This is a genomic window from Anaeromyxobacter dehalogenans 2CP-1 (genome assembly GCF_000022145.1).
GTDB lineage: Bacteria > Myxococcota > Myxococcia > Myxococcales > Anaeromyxobacteraceae > Anaeromyxobacter > Anaeromyxobacter dehalogenans.
Genome location: NC_011891.1, coordinates 3533545 through 3552514 on the forward strand (window position 1 = coordinate 3533545; position 18970 = coordinate 3552514).

Here is an 18970-nt window from a genome sequence, read left to right on the forward strand (position 1 = left end):
CGCGCAGCGCGCCGGGAGGTATTGCATGGGGGAGTGGAAACCGGCGCCGAGGTGGGGCGCCGGGAGGCGCCAGGCCCACGCAGGGAGGAGCCAGCGCCCGCCAGCATGCTTACCCACCGGGCATAGGGAGGGACCTGACCGTGATCGAGGATCGTCCGCACCGCACCGCTGCCGAGCCGCTGACGCCCGGCGCGCTGCCCCGGCGCCTGCGCGGCTGGTTCGGCATGTCCGAGGAGCCGCCCCTCCGCTCGGCGCGGCCGGCCCGCCTCGACACCGTCCGCCGGAGCTGGGCCGCCGCCTACTGGCAGGCGCGCGTCTCGGTCCGCGCCGGCGTCCCGCTCGATGACTACCTGCGCTCGCGCCTGGCGCGCTACTCCGCGGCGCTGCCGGTGCCGCGCGCGCAGCTCCCGCTCTCGGTCGAGGTCGAGGACGGCGAGATCCTGGTCGGCGAGGCCGCCCCGGAGCGCCGCCCGGCGGAGCTCCCGGCCGACGGCGACGCCTGGCTCGCCGCGCTGGTGCACGTGGAGGGACCGGCCGTGCGCCAGGAGGTGGCGGAGCTGGAGATCCGCCTCGCCTCGATCGAGGTGGAGGCGGACGGCGCGCGCCGGCGCGCCGAGGAGCTGTCGCGCCGCCTCGCCGCCGACGTGGCGGCGGGCACGGTGTGTGCGCCGCCGCAGGTGGAGGCCACGGCCGAGCAGCTCGGTCGGCCGCCGGTGTCGAGCGCCGCGCCGCAGGCCGGCCTGCGCGCCTTCGCCACCGCGTCGATCGCCGCCGAGACCTGGCAGATCGCGCTGCCGCTGCTGCGCGCGGCCGGGGTGGACCCGGCCACGCTGGGCGTCTCCGCGGCGCGCAACCCCGCGGAGACCACGTTCGCGTTCGCGTTCGCGCTGGGCATCGCCGGCGCGCTCCTGGCGCTGGCCTGGGCGGGCTTCGACGCGGCCTCCGTGCTCGCCTCGGGCGAGCAGGACCTGGCGCGCCGCCGCTACTCCGCGGCGGGCGCCGCCTGCGCCGCGCTGCTGTCGATCGGGCTCGCCGCCGCGGTGGCCGCGCTGCCCGGCGGGATCGGCGGGCTGCCGCCCGCCGTGTCCACGCTGCTGCTCGCCTCGGTGCCGGTGGGCGCCGCGCTGGCGCTCCGCGCCGCGCGCTCGCTGGCCACCCGCCGCGGGCTCGAGCTCGCCGACGCGCTGGAGTGGGATCGCACGCGGGCCCGGTCGCTCGCGGATCGCGCGCGCCGCCTCGAGGAGCTGGACTGGGCGGAGGCCGAGGAGCACGACCTCGAGCGCGAGCGCGAGGCCTCCCGGCGCCGCCTGCGGACCATCGGCGCGCGCGCCGCCGCCGCCGATCGGCTCGCGGCGGAGCCGCTCCGCCGCCGCCGCGCCGAGCTGTCGCGGGTGGCGCAGAGCCTGGTGAGCGCGCTCGAGCTCGACCGCTACGAGTTCCTGCGGCAGGCCGCCGCCCGCGGCGCCACCGACCTCATCGCCCCGCGGCGCCGCCGCGGCGGCGGGGACGGCCGCCGCGCCGAGCCGCCGCGCTCCGAGGCCGCCCCGTCGGCGCCGGTCGCGGTGCCCGTGCCCGAGGGCGGCCGGCTGGCGTCCTGATGCTGCGCGGGGCGGGGCGCAGCCCCGTTCGCGCGGCGCAGCCGCGCCCGCGGGGACCTCGCGCGCACCCGCGCCAGCGGGCGCGCGAGGTCACGGGACCCGCACAGCAAGTGGGGCCCCGCGGAGCTCCGCTCCGCGGGGCGGGGCGCAGCCCCGTTCGCGCGGCGCAGCCGCGCCCGCGGGGACCTCGCGCGCACCCGCGCCAGCGGGCGCGCGAGGTCACGGGACCCGCGCAGCAGGTGGGGCCCCGCGGAGCTCCGCTCCGCGGGGCGGGGCGCAGCCCCGTTCGCGCGGCGCAGCCGCGCCCGCGGGGACCTCGCGCGCACCCGCGCCAGCGGGCGCGCGAGGTCACGGGACCCGCACAGCAAGTGGGGCCCCGCGGAGCTCCGCTCCGCGGGGCGGAGCGCAGCCCCGTTCGCGCGGCGCAGCCGCGCCCGCGGGGACCTCGCGCGCACCCGCGCCAGCGGGCGCGCGAGGTCACGGGACCCGCGCAGCAGGTGGGGCCCCGCGGAGCTCCGCTCCGCGGGGCGGGGCGCAGCCCCGTTCGCGCGGCGCAGCCGCGCCCGCGGGGACCTCGCGCGCACCCGCGCCAGCGGGCGCGCGAGGTCACGGGACCCGCGCAGCAGGTGGGGCCCCGCGGAGCTCCGCTCCGCGGGGCGGGGCGCAGCCCCGTTCCGGTTGACAGGCGCGCAACGCTCGGCCACCGTCCGCGCGCGTGAACCTCCTGCTGCTCGAGCCCGGAGAGCTCTCCGCCGGCGGCACCGCCCGGCTGGCCGGTCGGCGCGCGCGGCACGTGCTGGAGGTGCTGCGCGCCGGCGCCGGCGACCGGATCCAGGCCGGGGTGATCGGCGGACGCATGGGCGAGGCGGAGATCCTCACCGCGACGCCGGACGAGGTGGTGATCGCGGCCTCGCCCGATCGGGAGCCGCCGCCGCCCTCGCCGGTGGCGCTCCTGCTCGCCCTGCCCCGCCCGAAGATCCTGCGCAAGGTGCTGCAGGCCGCCGCCTCCATGGGGGTCAAGCGGCTGGTGCTCCTCGGCAGCTACCGCGTGGAGAAGAGCTACTTCGCGTCGCCGCTGCTCGCGCCCGACGCGATCCGCGAGCAGCTGCTGCTCGGCCTGGAGCAGGGGCGCGACACGATCCTGCCCGAGGTGGAGCTGCACCGGTTCTTCAAACCGTTCGTGGAGGACCTGCTCGACGCGCGCTTCCCTGAGCGCGACCGGCTCCTCGCGCACCCGGCCGGCGCGGCGCCGCTGGAGGCGCTCGCGCCGGCCGGCCCGCGGGCCGCGCTCGCGATCGGCCCGGAGGGCGGGTGGACGCCGTACGAGGCCGCGGCGCTGCGCGACCGCGGGTTCGCCCCGTTCACGCTGGGTCCGCGGGTGCTGCGCGTCGACGCGGCGGTGCCGTACGCCGTCGGCCAGGCCGAGCTCTGGCTGCGCGGCGCGGGCCGGCCGGCCTGAGCCGTGCCTGGCCAGTCGCGAGGGGCCGCAGCCCCGTAGGATCGCCCGGACGGTCGCGTCAGCCGCGACACGCACCGATCGCGGCTCACGCACTGCCGTTCAGGCCCGCGCCTCGTACACCACGTTGAACGGGGTCTCGGTGGCGCGCCGGAACGTGCGGAAGCCGGCCTCTGCCACCACCGCCCGGGTGCGCGCCTCGCCCGCCTGGGCACCCAGGCACGCGCCGACCTCCTGCGCGCGCGACGCCGGGGTGCAGATCATGGTCGAGGCGCAGTAGAAGACCCGGCCCACCGGGTTCAGGTTATTCTCGACCTGGTCGTTCGCGAACGGCTCGACGATCATCCAGCTCCCGTCCGGCTTCAGCATCTCCTTCACGTGGGCCGCCGCGCCGGCGGGATCGCCCATGTCGTGCAGGCAGTCGAAGCAGGCCACCAGGTCGTAGGGCTCGCCGTGGAAGTCCTTCGCGGTCGCCACCTGGAAGCTCGCGTTCGCGAGCTTGCGCCGGGTCGCCGCGCGGCGCGCCGTCCCGATCGACGGCCCGTGGTAGTCGAACCCCACGAACGTCGAGCGCGGGAACGCCTCCGCCATCAGCACGGTGGAGGCGCCGTGGCCGCACCCGACGTCGGCGACGCGCGCCCCCGCGCGCAGCTTCGCCTCGATCCCTTCCAGCGCCGGCAGCCACTCGCCCACCAGGTGCGCGGCGTAGTTCGGCCGGAAGAAGCGCTCGGTGCCCTCGAACAGCGACGCGTCGTGCTCGTCCCAGCCCACCCCGTCGCCGGTGCGGAACGCCTCGACCAGCTTGGGCGTGTCCTTCACCACCGAGCTGATGATCTGGAACGCGCCGGGGATGTACGCCGGGCTGTCCTCCACCGCGAGCGCGAACGCCTGCTCGTCGGGGAGCGTGAAGGTCCCGGCGCCCGCGTCGTACTCCACGAAGCCGCCCGCCGCCTGCGCGCACAGCCACTCGCGCACGTAGCGCGCATCGGTGTGGGTCTTCTCCGCGAGCGCCGCCGGCGTCATGGGACCGGACGACGCCATCGCCTTGTACAGCCCCAGCTGCTCCCCGACGATGACCAGCGCCGCGTTCATCGCGGCGCCCATCTCGCCGAGCACCTTGCCCATGAACTGGTTCAGCTTGTCCTCGTTCAGCTGCATCGGATCCTCCGCGTGTCCGCCTGGCGGACGCGCCCGGCGGAGTGCGGTCGAGGAGCGGAGACGCGGGCCGGCGGTGCCCGCCAACCTCACCGGCGCGCCGCATGGGGACCACGGGAAGGCGGGGTGAAAGACGACCCTTGCGCCCTGCGAATGGAAGCGGCCGGGCGGGTGAGCGCGGCGACGGTCCCGCGCGGACGAGGGTCGCCGCGAGGGGCTGCGCGGCGGCGCGAATCCCCTCCCGGGGTCGCGCGGGCCGCCGGCGATCGCGTAAGCTCGTCGACCTCCTCTCCCCAGGCCGGCCCCGCGCCGGCGCCCACGAGGTCCCCATGAGCACCCCCGTCGTCTCCGAGCTGGCGCCTCCCCTGCGCCTGCTCCTCGGCCCCGGTCCCAGCATGGTCCACCCGCGCGTGCTCCGCGCGATGTCCACCCCGCTGCTCGGCCACCTCGATCCGAAGTTCCTCGAGATCATGAACGAGGTGCAGGCGCAGCTCCGCGCCGTGTTCCGCACCGAGAACCCGTTCACCATCGCGGTGTCGGGCACGGGCTCGGCCGGCATGGAGGCGGCGCTCGTCAACCTGCTCGAGCCGGGCGACACCGCCGTGGTGGTGGTGGCGGGCGTGTTCGGCGGGCGCATGGCGGACATCGTGGGCCGCTGCGGCGCCCGGCTGGTGAAGATCGACGTGCCCTGGGGCGAGGTGTGCGATCCGGCCCGCATCGAGGAGGCGCTGAAGCGGGAGGGCAAGGTGAAGGTGGTGGCGCTGGTCCACGCCGAGACCTCCACCGGCGCGCACCAGCCGCTCGAGGGGCTGGGCGCCCTGTGCCACGCGCACGGCGCGCTGCTCGTCGCGGACACGGTCACCTCGCTCGGCGGCGTGCCGGTCGAGGTGGACGCCTGGGGCGTGGACGCGTGCTACTCCGGCACGCAGAAGTGCCTGTCCTGCCCGCCCGGGCTGGCCCCGCTGACGCTCTCGCCGCGCGCGCTCGAGGCGGTGAAGGCGCGCAAGACCAAGGTGCAGAGCTGGTACCTCGACGCCGGCATGGTGGCGGACTACTGGGCCGAGGGGAAGCGCGTGTACCACCACACCGCGCCCATCTCGATGGTGTACGCGCTCCGCGAGTCGCTCCGCCTGGTGCTCGAGGAGGGGCTCGAGGCGCGCTTCGCGCGGCACCGCCGCCACTCCGCCGCGCTCATGGCCGGCGTCGCCGCGCTCGGGTTCGAGCCGCAGGCGCAGGAGGGTCACCGCCTCCCGTCGCTGAACTGCATCAAGGTGCCGGCCGGCGTCGACGAGGCGGCCGCGCGCAAGGGCCTGCTCGCCGATCACTCCATCGAGATCGGCGGCGGCCTCGGCCCGCTCGCGGGCAAGGTGTGGCGCATCGGGCTCATGGGCGAGTCGGCCCGGCAGGAGAACGTGCTCGCGGTGCTCGCCGCGATCGAGCAGGCGCTCGCGAAGCAGGGCAAGCTCGCCCGCGCCGGCGCGTCGCTCGCCGCCGCGCTCGAGTCCTACGCGCGGTCGTAGGCGGACGTCGCCGCGGGGTGTGCCGGGAGGAGGTGCATCCCGCGGCGCTACGCAGGCTGTACGAGGGTCAGCGCCGGCACCGGTACCCGCGCCAGCAACCTGCGCACCAGCTCGAGGAGCGGCGCCTCCGCGAACGGCTTGCGGATGGCGACGTCCGCGCCGGCCTCGAGGAGCGCGCGGTCGCCGCCGGCCACCCCGGAGAGCCCGACGATGGGCATGCTGCGCAGCCGCGGGTCGGGCGAGGCGCGGAGCACGCGGATGAGGTCGCTGCCCTTCATGCCCGGCATCACCTCGTCCACCACGCACAGATCCGGCGGATCGAACCGCACCACGTCGAGCGCGCTCTCGGCCGAGTCGGCCGCGAGCGCGACGTAGCCGCCCGACTCGAGCGCCTGCGCCAGCAGCGTGCGCAGGATCTCGTTGTCGTCGACCACCAGGATCCGGTGCGGAGCCGGTGCGTCCATGTAGGCAACGTAGCCCCCTCGCGAGCGGCGCAGCTATCCCGTGGCCCGGCGACGGGGCATCGCGGGGCCGGCGCCGGGCCCCCTCGTCCGATGCCGCCCCGCCGGTACCGCTGGCCCGCCCCTGGCCGCCTCCCTAGGTTCCGCGAGGACAGGGGTCGAGGAGGCGAGCGCGCGATGCGTGGAGCAGGGGTGATCGCAGGCTGGGGCGGGGGCGCGGCGGGACTTCGCAGGCTGCTGGACGGGCTCGGCGACGCGGTGCGGTCGCTCCGCCCGGTGAGGATCGGCGCAGGGCGTCCGCCGCCCGCGCGGGCGCCGCGCCTGCCCCGATCGCGGCTCGGGGTGGCCCTGGAGGCGCGCCTGGCGGTGCGCTCGGGCGTGCGGCTCGAGGATTTCCTCCGCTACCGGCTGGCGCGCTACGCGGCGCGCCTGCCGGTGCCGCTCGAGGCGCTCCCGGTCTCGGTCGACGTGGACGGCGGCGAGCCGGTGGTGCGCGCGCGCCCGCAGGCGTCGACCGCGCTGGGGCCGACGCCCTCGGGGCGGGGAGGCGAGCCGCGCTGGGTGCGCACCCTGGTGCAGCGCGAGGGCGCCGGGGCGCTGCGCGAGATCCGCGACGCGGAGGCCGCGCTGGACGCCCTGGCGGAGCGCTCGGCGGCGGCGCGCGACCGGATCGAGGCCGCGGCGCGGGCGCTCGCCGAGGACCTGGCCCGGGGCGCCATCACGGCGCCGGTCGAGATCGAGGCCACCGCCGAGCAGCTCGGGCGGCCGCCGGTGCCGCCGCCGTTCCCGGTGATGGCGCTGCGCGGCGCGGCGCTCGCGCTGCTGCTGGCGGAGACCTGGCGCCTGGCGCGCCCGGTCCTGGGCGCGGCGGGGCTCTCGGTGGACGATCTGCCCGGGGCGCTGCAGCGCGCGCCGCTCGCGGCCGGGCTCTCGCTCGCGTTCGCGGCGGGCGCGGCCGGCGCGGTGCTGGCGCTGCTCGGCGTCGCGGTGCGCCGCGGGCTCGAGGTCGCGGACGGCGCCGCGGCCGCGCGGCGGGGCTTCCTGCTGGCCGTGGGCGCCGCCGGCGCGGCCGCGCTCGCCGCGGCGGTGGCCGCGTCGGGCGCCGCGCCCGGGCGCTGGACCGAGGCGGTGCTGCTGCTCGCCGTGCCGCTCGCGGCGGTGGCGTGCCTGCGCGAGGCCTCGCGCCGCGCGGCCGAGCGCGACGCCGCCGAGGCGGCGGCGCTGGAGTGGGACCGCGAGCGGACGCGCGACATGGTGGAGCGCGGTCGGCGCGCCGGGGTGGTCGCGGAGGCCGAGGCGGCGCTGGCGCGGGTGGAGGCGGAGCGCGAGGAGGTGCGGCGGCGGCTGCGCGCGCTGGAGCGGCGCGCGGTGGAGGTGGACGAGGCCGACGAGCGCGCGGCACGCGCCGAGGCCCGTCGCCTGGAGCGGCTCTCCGAGGCGCTCGCCGGCGCGCTCGAGCTGGACCGCTACGCCTACCTGCGCCGCGCGACCGCCGGCGCGCGCGGCGCCGCCGAGCGCCCCGCCGCCCGGCCCATCCTGCTGGAGCGCGCGGCGGAGCGGCTGGAGGTGGCCGGCTAGGCCGGATCCGGTCCGGGGGCGCGGCGTCAGCGGCCCTGGACCGGCGCGTAGAACGACACGCCGCGGACGTCCGCGTTCACCTTGAGCGGATGCTGCAGCGGCGGGAACGCCCGCTGCTCGCAGTCCATCCGCTCGCACAGCCTGCACGTCAGGCCCACCGGCACCACCGCCTCGCGCGCCTCGAGGTTCACGCCGTCCGCGTAGACCAGCTCGCGGGCGCGCGAGGCCTCGCACCCCATGGCGATGGCGAGCACCGAGCGCGGCGCGTGGAACCCGCCGCCCTCGCGGTTGACGGTGCGCGCGATCCAGAAGTAGGTCGCGCCGTCGGGCATCTGCGAGAGCTGCGTGCGCACCAGGCCCGGGGTGGTGAACGCCTCGAACAGGTTCCAGCGCGGGCAGGCGCCGGAGAAGCGGGCGAAGCGGAGGCCGGAGGCGGAGAACCGCTTGGAGATGTTCCCGGCGATGTCCACGCGGACGAGGTGGAACGGGACGCCCTCGGCGCCGGGCCGCCGCAGCGTGGTGAGCCGGTGGCACACCTGCTCGAAGCTGGTGCGGAAGCGGTGGCCGAGCAGGTCGAGGTCGTAGCGCTCGGCGCGCGCCTGCTCCAGGAACGGCCCGTACGGCATGAGCACCGCCGCCGCGAAGTAGTTCGCGAGCGCCACGCGGGCGAGCGCGCGCGACGAGTCGCTGGTGAGGTGCGGGTCGGCCACGAAGCGATCGAGCACGTCCGCCTGCGTGAGCAGGCCGATCTGGTAGGCGAGCTGGAAGTTGCGGCTGCCGCGGCGGAGCAGCTCCGAGAGGGAGAGGACCTTCGCCTCGGGGTCGTAGCGCCGCACCGCGCCGCCCGCCTCGGCGGTGTGGACGATCCGCACGGTCACGCCGAGCTGGCCGAGGAAGCGCACCAGGCTCGTGTACAGGTAGTCCGGGTCGAGCCGCGCCTCGCGCCAGAGCGCCTCGCTCCCCGCCTCCAGCTCCGGGAAGTGGTTCATGTGCCGCTGGACGAGGTCCGAGACCTCCTCGGTGGGCAGGTGCGACGAGTCCACGCCGTCGAGGTCGCCGTCGGAGAGCGTCGCGGCGAGCGTGTCGGAAGCCTCCCGCGCCCCGCGGTACGCCTGGTAGAGCGCCAGGACCGCGCGGGCGGCGGTGGGGGACGAGGAGGCGAGGTCCCGCACCTCCGCGTTGGTGACGTCGTGCGCCTCGAACAGCGGATCCCCGAACACCTCCATCAGGTCCGCCACCACCCGCGCGTGGTTCTCGGTCGAGAGCGACTTCAGGTCGAGCTGGAACAGGTCCGCGAGCTTGATGAGGAGCAGCGCGGGCAGGGGGCGACGGTTGTGCTCGATGAGGGTCAGGTAGCTCGCGGAGATGCCGAGCCGATCGGCGAGCTGGACCTGGGTGAGGTTGCGCTGGCGCCGGAGCGCCCGGACCTTGGCGCCGAGGTGCTGGCCGGGCTCGCGCATGGCGGTCTCCTCGCCGCCGCGCGCGCCGCTCGGGGCGCCGTCCCCGCGCCGGGTCGGGCGGGGAGGAACGACCGCGAGCGGCGGGCTGCCGGGCGGACGGACGGTGGCCTCCCGAACATCATGGCGCGTCACGCCATTTTCAAGATTTACGGTTTGACGGCCGCGTCTTGACAGCAGGCCGACAGGTTAACCGCTCGAAATAACAGCGGCTATTGTGCTTGATCCCAATCACGATAACGATCCGGGGCACAGGAGGAACACACACGATGCCCGAGACGACCGACGCGCAGCGCCCGCCGCTCCCCCCCGGGATGGACCTTCGGGGCCCCCTCCCGACCGGACACGAGACCGTCCTCACCGCCGACGCCCTCGCCTTCGTGGCCGACCTGGTGCGCCGCTTCCGCCCGCGGGTGGAGCAGCTGCTCGAGCGCCGCGCCGAGCTGCAGCGCCGCTGGGACGCCGGCGAGCGCCCGGCGTTCCTCTCCACCACCGAGGAGATCCGCGAGTCGGCGTGGACGGTGGCGCCCATCCCGGCCGACCTCCAGGACCGCCGCGTCGAGATCACCGGCCCGACCGACCGCAAGATGATCATCAACGCGCTCAACTCCGGCGCGAGCGTGTTCATGGCGGACTTCGAGGACTCGAGCTCGCCCACCTGGCAGAACGTGGTCGAGGGACAGGTGAACCTGAAGGACGCGGTGGCCGGCACCATCGCGTACGCCTCGCCGGACGGGAAGCAGTACCGCCTGAAGGACCGCACCGCCGTGCTCATGGTCCGCCCGCGCGGCTGGCACCTGCTGGAGCGGCACGCGCTCGTGGACGGCCGGCCCGCCACCGCCGCGCTCTGGGACTTCGGCGTCTACTTCTGGAACAACGCCCGCGCGCTCGTCGCCAGGGGCACCGGCCCGTACTTCTACCTGCCGAAGCTGGAGAGCCACCTCGAGGCGCGGCTGTGGAACGACGTGTTCGTCCACGCCCAGGCGGCGCTCGGGATCCCGCGCGGCACCATCCGCGCCACCTGCCTGATCGAGACGCTCCCGGCCGCGTTCGAGATGGACGAGATCCTCTGGGAGCTGCGCGAGCACTCCGCCGGCCTGAACTGCGGGCGCTGGGACTACATCTTCTCGTTCGTGAAGCGGCTGCGCGCCGATCCGCGGGCGGTGCTGCCGGACCGGGCGCAGGTGACGATGGACGAGGGCTTCCTGCGCGCGTACGTGCAGCTGCTCGTCCAGACCTGCCACCGCCGCGGCGTGCACGCCATGGGCGGCATGGCCGCGCAGATCCCGGTCAAGGACGACGCCGCGGCCAACGAGGCCGCGCTCGCCAAGGTCCGCGCCGACAAGCTCCGCGAGGTGACCGGCGGGCACGACGGCACCTGGGTGGCGCACCCGGGCCTGGTCCCGGTCGCGCGCGCCGTGTTCGACGAGCACATGGCGGGCCCGAACCAGATCGGCGTCGCGCGCGAGGCCGCGCGGATCGGCGCCCGCGACCTGCTGCGCCCGGTGGAGGGGACGCGCACCGAGGCCGGCCTGCGCCACAACGTCCGCGTCTCGGTCCAGTACCTCGAGGCCTGGCTGCGCGGCTCGGGCTGCGTCCCGCTGTACGGCCTCATGGAGGACGCCGCCACCGCCGAGCTCTCGCGCGCGCTCGCCTGGCAGTGGATCCACCACGGCGTGGCGCTCGACGACGGCCAGCCGCTCACCGCGGAGCGCTTCCGCGCGGTGCTCGCCGGGGAGATGGACCGGATCCGCCTCGAGGTGGGCGAGGCGCGCTTCGCCGGCGGCCGCTTCGAGGAGGCGCGCGCGCTGTTCGAGCGGATGAGCACCCAGGCCGAGTTCACCGAGTTCATCACCCTCCCCGCGTACGACCTGCTGGAGGCGCGGGGCGACGAGCGCGCGCGCATCCTGGCCGGCGGCGCGCCCGCCGGCGCCGCCTCCCCCGCGCCGCACCACCCCGACCCGCGCCGCTGGGAGGGCATCGTGCGCCGCTTCGGGCGCGACGAGGTGGAGCGGCTGCGCGGCAGCGTGCAGGTCGAGCACACCCTCGCGCGGATGGGCGCGCTCCGGCTCTGGGAGCTGCTCCACGCCGAGCCGTACGTGAACGCGCTCGGCGCGCTCACCGGCAACCAGGCCGTGCAGATGGTGAAGGCGGGCCTGAAGGCCATCTACCTGTCCGGCTGGCAGGTCGCGGCCGACGCCAACCAGGCGGGCCAGACCTACCCGGACCAGAGCCTCTACCCGGCCAACTCGGTGCCCGAGGTGGTCCGGCGCATCAACGCCGCCCTGCAGCGCGCCGACCAGATCGAGCACTCCGAGGGCAGGGACGGCATCGCGTGGTTCGCGCCCATCGTGGCCGACGCCGAGGCCGGCTTCGGCGGGCCGCTCAACGCGTTCGAGCTGATGAAGGGGATGATCGAGGCGGGCGCCGCCGGCGTGCACTTCGAGGACCAGGTGGCCTCGGAGAAGAAGTGCGGCCACCTGGGCGGCAAGGTGCTGGTCCCGACCTCCACGTTCATCCGGACGCTCACCGCCGCGCGGCTCGCCGCCGACGTCATGGACGTGCCGACGATCATCGTCGCGCGCACCGACGCCGAGGGCGCGAAGCTCATCATGAGCGACATCGACCCGTACGATCACCCGTACCTCGAGGAGGGCGAGCGCACGCCGGAGGGCTTCTACCGGCTGCGGCCCGGCATCGACACCGCCATCGCGCGCGGCCTCGCCTACGCGCCGTTCGCGGACCTGGTCTGGTGCGAGACGCAGACGCCCGACCTGCACGAGGCGAAGCGCTTCGCCGAGGGCATCCACGCCCGGTACCCGGGCAAGCTGCTCGCGTACAACTGTTCGCCGTCGTTCAACTGGAAGAAGAAGCTCGACGACGCGACCATCGCCCGGTTCCAGCGCGAGCTCGGCGCGATGGGCTACAAGTTCCAGTTCGTGACGCTGGCCGGCTTCCACGCGCTCAACCACTCGATGTTCCAGCTCGCGCGCGGCTACCGCGAGCGCGGCATGGCGGCCTACACCGAGCTGCAGCAGGCCGAGTTCGCCGCGGAGCCGCAGGGCTACACCGCCACCCGTCACCAGCGCGAGGTCGGGACCGGCTACTTCGACCTGGTCGCCCAGGCGGTGTCAGGCGGCACGTCCTCCACGCTCGCGCTGGAGGGCTCCACCGAGGCGGCGCAGTTCCACCCGGCGGAGGCGGCGCCCGCGCACGGCGCCGACCAGGTGGCGCGCGCCATCGAGGCGGATCACGAGCGCCTCCACGCCCTCGTCGCCCGCGTGCGCGGCGCCGGGGACGGGCCCGCGCTCTCCGGCGCGATGGAGGAGCTGGCCCAGGCGCTGCGCGAGCACTTCGCGCACGAGGAGCACGCCAAGGGCCTCTACGGGATCGTGGGCGCGCGCAGCCCGGCGCGCCGGGCCGAGCTGAAGCGGATGGTGGAGGAGCACCAGCAGATCCTCCGGCTCGTGACCGGCCTGGTGGAGCGCGCCCGGGGCCCGTCCGCGCCCGCGCCGGCCGACCTCGGCCGCCTGGCGAGCGAGGTCACGGCGCAGATCGCCGATCACGAGCGGAAGGAGCTCCTGCTCGTCCCGGCGCTCGCGTAGCGCCCCGGCCCCCGGCGCTCCGCCGCCCGCTCCCTCTCCGCCGCTCGGAGAGGGAGCGGCGCGCCGCCTCGACCTGCCTCGCGCTCCGCGCGGCCGGCCGCTCCCCTGCGGCCCCGCGCAAGTCGGTGCGCCAACGAGACCCCGCCGCCGCCGCCGGAATCGGTTACGTTGTCGGGCGTGCTCGATCCCACCAGAGCGGGCGAGGCGCTCGCACCCGAGCTCGTGGTCGGCGTCCCCGCGGAACCGGATCGGCTGGCGGCGAGCGAGTCGGCGCAGGCGCTCCAGGCCGCGCTGCGCGCCGCCTACCCTTCCCGGCCCGGCGTGGCGGTGGTGCTCACCGGCGACCCGCGCGGCGCGGCGCCCCCCGGCGAGCCGCTCCCCCCCTCCTCCCAGGAGGGCGATCCCCCAGCGGTCTACACCGGGAGTCACGACGGCCTGGAGGCCGCGCTGCCGACGCTGCTCGAGCTGGAGCTGACGCTCGGCGCGCCCGCCTGCGCCTTGCTCGAGCCCATGCCGCGCCCGGCGGATCCGGCCTGGATACGCCAGCTCCTCGACCCCGTCCTGGACGGCACCTTCGACCTCGTCGCGCCGGCGTACGCCCGCGGCCGCTTCGACGGCGTGCTGGTCACCGGCGTGGTGTACCCGCTCACCCGCGCCCTGTTCGGGCAGCGCCTCCGGCAGCCGCTCGGGCGCGAGGTGGTGGTCTCGCGCGGCCTGGCCGAGCGACTCATCGCCGACGGGGCCTGGCGCAGCGACCCGTCCAGCGCGACCGCGGACCTCTGGGTGATCGCGAAGGCCGCCGCGCACGAGACGCGCATCGCGCAGGTGTACCTGGGGCCTCGCACGCGCCCGCCGCCGCAGCCCGCCGACGTCTCGCAGGCGGTCGCGCGCGTGCTCGGGACGGTGTTCCAGGACATGGCGCAGCACGCGCCGCGCTGGCAGCGGGTGCGCGGCTCGCGCCCGGTCCCGACGTTCGGGGAGGCGCACCTCGCGGGCGACCCGAACCCGCCGCCCGCGCCCGGTCCGCTGGTGTCGGCGTTCGGGCTGGGCTGGCAGGATCTGCGCGCGCTCTGGGGCGCGGTGCTGCCGCCCCAGACCATGCTGGCCCTGCAGCGCATCCCCCGCGATCCGCCCGAGGCGTTCCGCATGCCCGACGCGGTCTGGGCCCGGGTGGTCTACGACTTCGCGGTGGGCTGGCGCGTGAAGATCATGGATCGGGAGCAGCTGCTGCGGTCGATGACGCCGCTGTACCTGGGATGGGCCGCCAGCTTCGTCAACGAGGTGGGCGGGCTGGGACGGCCGGAGACGGAGGCTCGGGTGGAGCGGCTGTGCGAGGCGTTCGAGGCGGAGAAGCCCTACCTCATCTCGAGGTGGCGCTGGCCGGACCGCTTCACGCCCTAGGAGGCGCCATGTGGGAGCGCGTGCAGCAGGTGCTGGCGGAGGCGTTCGGACGGCTGGGGGCGGCGCTGGCCGCGGACCTGCCGGCGCTCGTGGCCATGGTGGTGGTGCTCGGGGGTGGTGTGCTGATCGCCTTCGCGGTCCGCGCCGGGCTGCGCCGGCTCCTCGCCCGGGTGGGGCTCGATCGTCGGGCCCGCGAGTGGGGGCTCACCACGGGGCGCGGGATCGAGCCGCAGCACGAGCCCTCCTGGCTGGTGGCGCGCGGCGCGTTCTGGTTCCTGGTGCTGCTGGCGGTGGCGCTCTCCCTCGACGTCCTGGGCGCCGCCACCACCACCGCCGTGGGCCACTCGCTGCTCGCCTTCCTGCCGCGCCTGGTCGTCGGCGCCGTCATCCTCATCGTCGGCATCGGCGCGGCGCGGTTCCTCGAGCGCAGCGTGCTCATCGGCGCGGTGAACCTCGGGATCCGCCAGGCGCGGCCGCTGTCGCTCGCGGTGAAGTGGTTCCTGCTCGTGCTCGCGGCGGCCATGGCGCTCGAGCACGTCGGGGTCGGCGGCGGCCTGCCGACGCTGGCCTTCGCCATCGTGCTCGGCGGGCTCGTGCTCACCGCCTCGCTGGCGCTCGGCCTGGGCGCGCGCGACGCGGTCTCCCGCGCGCTCGACCGGCAGCTCCCGGCCGAGGGGCCGCGCGGCGCCGAGGACCCCCGCGAGAACCCACGGCGCATCCAGCACCTCTAGGCCCGCGATGCGCGACCGCCGCTCCGGCATCCTGCTCCACCCGACCTCGCTGCCCGGCCCCCACGGCGCGGGCGACCTCGGCGGCGCGGCGCACCGCTTCGCGGGGTGGCTCGCCGACGCCGGCCAGCGGCTGTGGCAGGTGCTGCCGCTCGGCCCGACCGGCTTCGGCGACTCGCCGTACCAGGCGCTCTCCTCGCGCGCCGGGAACCCGCTGCTGGTCTCGCTGGAGGTGCTCCGCAACGAGGGCTGGCTCGAGGACGGCGAGCTCGCCGGGGCCCCCGCCGGCGAGCCGGGGCGGGCCGACCTCCACGCGGCGCTGGAGTGGAAGCGCGAGCGGCTGGCGCGCGCGGCGCGGGCGTTCCGGGCCGGCGCCGACGGCGAGCGCGCGGCGGAGCTGGAGGACTTCCGCGCGCGCGAGGGGGCGTGGCTGGAGGACTGGGCGCTGTTCGCGGCGCTGAAGGCGGCGCACGGCGGCCGGCCCTGGACGGCCTGGCCGGCGCCGCTCGCCCGGCGCGAGCCGAGGGCGCTCGAGGCGGCGCGGGCGCGCTTCGCGGACGAGGTGTTCGCCGAGGTGTTCGCGCAGTTCGCCTTCTCCCGCCAGTGGGCGGCGCTGCGCGCTCGCTGCCGCGCGCTCGGGATCGAGCTGATGGGCGACCTGCCCATCTACGTGGCCCACGACTCGGCGGAGGTGTGGGCGCGGCCGGAGCTGTTCCGGCTCGACGCCTCCGGCGAACCGTCGGTGGTCGCGGGCGTCCCGCCGGACTACTTCAGCGCCACCGGCCAGCGCTGGGGGAACCCGCTCTACGACTGGGAGGCGGTGGCGCGCGAGGGCTGGCGCTTCTGGATCGAGCGCGTGCGCGGCACGCTCGCGCTGGTGGACCGCATCCGGCTCGACCACTTCCGGGGCTTCGAGGCCTACTGGGAGATCCCCGCCGGCGCGCCCACCGCGGAGCGCGGCCGCTGGGTGCCCGGCCCGGGCGCGAGGCTGTTCGAGGCGCTCCTCCGCGCGCTCGGCCCGCTGCCGTTCGTGGCCGAGAACCTGGGCGTCATCACGCCGGAGGTGGAGGCGCTCCGGCGGCGCTTCGGCCTGCCGGGGATGGCCATCCTGCAGTTCGCGTTCGGGGAGGACCCGCAGGCGCCCACGTTCCAGCCCCACAACTACGCGCCGGACCTGGTCGCGTACACCGGCACGCACGACAACGACACCGTGGCGGGCTGGTGGCGGGGCGGAGCGGGCGACAGCGTCCGGACGGCCGAGGCGGTGGCGCGAGAGAAGGCGTTCGCGCTCGAGTACCTCGGGGTGGACGGGCGCGACGTGCCGGGCGCGATGATCCGCGCGGTGCTCGGGTCCGTTGCCGACACGGCCGTGTTCCCGCTCCAGGACGCGCTGGGCCTCGGCTCGGAGGCGCGCATGAACACGCCCGCCACCCTGGGCGGCAACTGGCGCTGGCGGGTGCGCGAGGACGCGCTCGACGCCGGGCTGGCCGACCGGCTGCGGCGGCTCGCGACCGTGTACGGGCGCGCGCCCGCTCAGGCGGGCTTGCGCAGCTCGAACCAGAAGTAGCCGTACGGCGCGAGCGTCAGCGCGTAGGGCTGCCGCCCGATGCGCGGGAACTCGGTGTACCCGACCATCTCCACCGGCACGTAGCCCTCGAGGTGGGAGAGGTCGAGCTGCGCCGGCTGGGCGAAGCGCGACACGTTCGCCACGCACAGGATCACGTCCTCGTCGTGGCGGCGGACGTAGGCGAGCACCTTGCGGTTCTGCACCGGCAGGAACTCCATGGTGCCGCGCCCGAACGCCCGGAACAGCTTCCGCAGCGCGATCGTGTTCCGCATCCAGTGCAGCAGCGAGGACGGGTCGCGCAGCTGGGCCTCGACGTTCACCGCCTGGTACCCGTACACCGCGTCGGAGATGGGCGCGGAGTAGAGCCGGCCGGGATCGGCGCGGGAGAAGCCGGCGTTCCGGTCCGGGCTCCACTGCATGGGCGTGCGCACGCCGTTGCGGTCGTGGAGGTAGATGTTGTCGCCCATGCCGAGCTCGTCGCCGTAGTAGACGATGGGCGTCCCCGGGAACGAGAACAGGAGCGAGTTGAGCAGCTCCATGCGCCGGCGGCTGTTGTCCACCAGCGGCGCGAGCCGGCGCCGGATCCCGACGTTCAGCTTCATGCGCGGGTCCTGGCTGTACGCGAGGTACATGTAGTCGCGCTCGTCGGCGGTCACCATCTCCAGCGTCAGCTCGTCGTGGTTGCGCAGGAACAGCGCCCACTGGCAGGTGTCCGGAATGGCCGGGGTGCGGCGCATGATCTCGACGATGGGCTCCACGTCCTCGAGCCGCAGCGCCATGAAGATGCGCGGCATGAGCGGGAAGTGGAACGCCATGTGGCACTCGTCGCCCTCGCCGAAGTACGGGCGCACGTCGGCCGGCCACTGGTTCGCCTCGGCGAGCAGCATGCGGCCGGGGAAGTGCTGGTCCACGTACGCCCGGATCCGGCGGATCAGCTCGTGCGTGCCGGGCAGGTTCTCGCAGCTCGTCCCCTCCTGCTCGACCAGGTACGGCACCGCGTCCAGCCGGAAGCCGTCCACGCCCATCTCGGCCCAGAAGCGCAGCGCGTCCAGCACCTCGCCGAGCACCACGGCGTTCTCGAAGTTCAGGTCCGGCTGGTGCGAGAAGAAGCGGTGCCAGTAGTACTGCTTCGCCTCCGGATCCCAGGTCCAGTTCGACTTCTCGGTGTCGGTGAAGATGATGCGGGCGTCGCGGTAGCGCTCGTCGGTGTCGCTCCACACGTAGTAGGCGCGCTCCGGCGAGCCGGGCGGCGCGCGCCGGGCGCGCTGGAACCAGGGGTGCTGGTCGGAGGTGTGGTTCACCACCAGCTCCACCACCACGCGGATGCCGCGGGCGTGCGCCGCGGCCACGAGCTGGCGGAAGTCGTCCACCGTGCCGTAGTCGGGGTGGATGCCCTTGTAGTCGGCGATGTCGTAGCCGTCGTCGCGCAGCGGCGACGGGAAGAACGGCAGCAGCCAGAGGCAGGTGATGCCGAGGTCCTGGAGGTAGTCGAGCTTCTCCACCAGCCCGCGCAGGTCGCCCACGCCGTCGCCGTTGGAGTCGTAGAACGACTTCACGTGCGTCTCGTAGATGACCGCGTCCTTGAACCAGAGCGGATCGACCGCCCGCCTGCGCTGCGAGATCGCCATGTGCCTCCCCGGGCCGGCCGGGCCCGCTCGTCCCTGATGCGAGTCCGTAAGGTACATCCGGACCGCCCTCCCCGCGCGGAGGACGCGCGCGCGGCGCCCCTCCGGGCCGGACGGTGGCCTGCGCGCCGCTGCGCGGGGCGGCGCCGCGCCGGCGGGCGGCCGTGCGGCGGCGGGTCCTGCGCTGCGAGGGGCGTTCCGCGCCGGCCGGCCGCGTGCGCAGCGTACGGCCGGTGGCGGGCGCGGCGGTCGGGCGGGCGGGGAGGCTCCGGGGGGCGGGTGCGGCGGTGGCCGCGGCCGCGGCGCTCCTGTCCCTGGCGGCCTGCGATCCGTGGCACTGCTCGTTCGAGAGCCACGGCGCCTGCGTCGAGTTCGAGTCGCCGCCCGCCGACCTCGAGGCGGCCAGGGCCAGGATGGACCGCCTGCTCGAGCTGGAGCTGCCGTTCTGGAACCTTCACTCGCTGTCCGGCTGGCGGATCCAGTACCGGGACACGACCGAGTACGTCTGCTACCTGGCCACCCGCAACGAGGGCTGCACCGACTACATCCAGCACACGCTGTCGCTGCACGTGCCGGACGACTCGGGGGGCTGCTTCGAGGCGGCGGAGCTGCTGCACGAGCTCGGGCACTACAAGCTGGGGGACCCGACCCACTCGAACCCGCGGTGGAAGGACGTGGACGCGGCGTTCGCCGGGATCGTCTGGGACCGGCCCGACGCGCCCGCGGAGTGCCGCAAGCGGTACCAGGGCATCCGCCTCGGCATGTGGCCGGTGGGGACGGACGCGCTGTGACGCCGCCGCGGCCCCCGGCTGACGCGGC

The 18970-nt window shown here is 75.8% G+C and carries 13 protein-coding genes; 9 read left to right on the top strand and 4 right to left on the bottom strand.

The window, feature by feature from the left end; all coding sequences use genetic code 11:
* The first annotated feature begins 140 nt into the window (after positions 1-140).
* Both A2CP1_RS16065 and A2CP1_RS16070 read left to right on the top strand, forming a co-directional pair.
* Positions 141-1598: a hypothetical protein gene (locus A2CP1_RS16065; protein ID WP_015934345.1), complete on the top strand. Its 1458-nt coding sequence runs from the start codon at positions 141-143 to the stop codon at positions 1596-1598.
* A gap of 715 nt (positions 1599-2313) precedes the next feature.
* The gene (locus tag A2CP1_RS16070) at positions 2314-3057 is read left to right on the top strand and encodes a 16S rRNA (uracil(1498)-N(3))-methyltransferase (RefSeq protein ID WP_015934346.1); all 744 of its coding nucleotides are present in this window, start codon (positions 2314-2316) and stop codon (positions 3055-3057) included.
* A gap of 99 nt (positions 3058-3156) precedes the next feature.
* Here the strand turns inward: A2CP1_RS16070 and A2CP1_RS16075 are convergent, their stop codons facing one another.
* Entirely contained in the window at positions 3157-4212 is a 1056-nt protein-coding gene (locus tag A2CP1_RS16075) for a class I SAM-dependent methyltransferase (RefSeq protein ID WP_015934347.1), read from the bottom strand.
* 326 nt (positions 4213-4538) lie between these two features.
* Between A2CP1_RS16075 and A2CP1_RS16080 the strand changes: the two genes are divergently transcribed.
* Positions 4539-5729, top strand: a complete 1191-nt coding sequence (locus tag A2CP1_RS16080) for a pyridoxal-phosphate-dependent aminotransferase family protein (RefSeq protein WP_012527089.1) — start codon at positions 4539-4541, stop codon at positions 5727-5729.
* 47 nt (positions 5730-5776) lie between these two features.
* Here A2CP1_RS16080 and A2CP1_RS16085 read toward each other — a convergent pair whose 3' ends face one another.
* Positions 5777-6193, bottom strand: a complete 417-nt coding sequence (locus A2CP1_RS16085) for a response regulator (RefSeq protein ID WP_015934348.1) — start codon at positions 6191-6193, stop codon at positions 5777-5779.
* Positions 6194-6382: 189 nt separating this feature from the next.
* Between A2CP1_RS16085 and A2CP1_RS16090 the strand changes: the two genes are divergently transcribed.
* Positions 6383-7768 carry a hypothetical protein gene (locus A2CP1_RS16090; protein WP_245529805.1) on the top strand — a complete coding sequence of 462 codons (1386 nt, stop codon included), beginning with the start codon at positions 6383-6385 and terminating at the stop codon, positions 7766-7768.
* A 26-nt stretch (positions 7769-7794) separates the two neighbouring features.
* Here A2CP1_RS16090 and A2CP1_RS16095 read toward each other — a convergent pair whose 3' ends face one another.
* Positions 7795-9228, bottom strand: a complete 1434-nt coding sequence (locus A2CP1_RS16095; RefSeq protein WP_015934350.1) for a helix-turn-helix domain-containing protein — start codon at positions 9226-9228, stop codon at positions 7795-7797.
* A gap of 266 nt (positions 9229-9494) precedes the next feature.
* Here A2CP1_RS16095 and aceB point away from each other — a divergent pair, with 266 nt between their 5' ends.
* The 4 genes from aceB to malQ all read left to right on the top strand — a co-directional run bounded on the left by aceB (position 9495) and on the right by malQ (position 16526).
* The gene (gene aceB, locus A2CP1_RS23965) at positions 9495-12830 is read left to right on the top strand and encodes a malate synthase A (protein WP_015934351.1); all 3336 of its coding nucleotides are present in this window, start codon (positions 9495-9497) and stop codon (positions 12828-12830) included.
* A 177-nt stretch (positions 12831-13007) separates the two neighbouring features.
* Entirely contained in the window at positions 13008-14231 is a 1224-nt protein-coding gene (locus A2CP1_RS16110) for a hypothetical protein (protein ID WP_245529806.1), read from the top strand.
* 8 nt (positions 14232-14239) lie between these two features.
* Positions 14240-14962 carry a mechanosensitive ion channel family protein gene (locus A2CP1_RS16115; protein ID WP_015934353.1) on the top strand — a complete coding sequence of 241 codons (723 nt, stop codon included), beginning with the start codon at positions 14240-14242 and terminating at the stop codon, positions 14960-14962.
* A 7-nt stretch (positions 14963-14969) separates the two neighbouring features.
* Entirely contained in the window at positions 14970-16526 is a 1557-nt protein-coding gene (gene malQ / locus A2CP1_RS16120) for a 4-alpha-glucanotransferase (RefSeq protein WP_015934354.1), read from the top strand.
* On the opposite strand, the gene treS is transcribed toward malQ, so the two are convergent.
* Positions 16493-18154 carry a maltose alpha-D-glucosyltransferase gene (gene treS / locus A2CP1_RS16125; protein WP_012527097.1) on the bottom strand — a complete coding sequence of 554 codons (1662 nt, stop codon included), beginning with the start codon at positions 18152-18154 and terminating at the stop codon, positions 16493-16495. The two genes, malQ and treS, sit on opposite strands and share 34 nt — an antisense overlap.
* A 284-nt stretch (positions 18155-18438) precedes the next feature.
* Here treS and A2CP1_RS16130 point away from each other — a divergent pair, with 284 nt between their 5' ends.
* Positions 18439-18942 carry a hypothetical protein gene (locus tag A2CP1_RS16130; RefSeq protein WP_245529807.1) on the top strand — a complete coding sequence of 168 codons (504 nt, stop codon included), beginning with the start codon at positions 18439-18441 and terminating at the stop codon, positions 18940-18942.
* Positions 18943-18970: the final 28 nt, after the last annotated feature.

Bases quoted from the DNA above. Each gene is read 5' to 3' on its own strand.
- A2CP1_RS16075 (WP_015934347.1), bottom strand. From the start codon at position 4,212: ATGCAGCTGAACGAGGACAAGCTGAACCAGTTCATGGGCAAGGTGCTC.
- A2CP1_RS16080 (WP_012527089.1), top strand. From the start codon at position 4,539: ATGAGCACCCCCGTCGTCTCCGAGCTGGCGCCTCCCCTGCGCCTGCTC.
- A2CP1_RS16085 (WP_015934348.1), bottom strand. From the start codon at position 6,193: ATGGACGCACCGGCTCCGCACCGGATCCTGGTGGTCGACGACAACGAG.
- A2CP1_RS16095 (WP_015934350.1), bottom strand. From the start codon at position 9,228: ATGCGCGAGCCCGGCCAGCACCTCGGCGCCAAGGTCCGGGCGCTCCGG.
- aceB (WP_015934351.1), top strand. From the start codon at position 9,495: ATGCCCGAGACGACCGACGCGCAGCGCCCGCCGCTCCCCCCCGGGATG.
- A2CP1_RS16115 (WP_015934353.1), top strand. From the start codon at position 14,240: ATGTGGGAGCGCGTGCAGCAGGTGCTGGCGGAGGCGTTCGGACGGCTG.
- malQ (WP_015934354.1), top strand. From the start codon at position 14,970: ATGCGCGACCGCCGCTCCGGCATCCTGCTCCACCCGACCTCGCTGCCC.
- treS (WP_012527097.1), bottom strand. From the start codon at position 18,154: ATGGCGATCTCGCAGCGCAGGCGGGCGGTCGATCCGCTCTGGTTCAAG.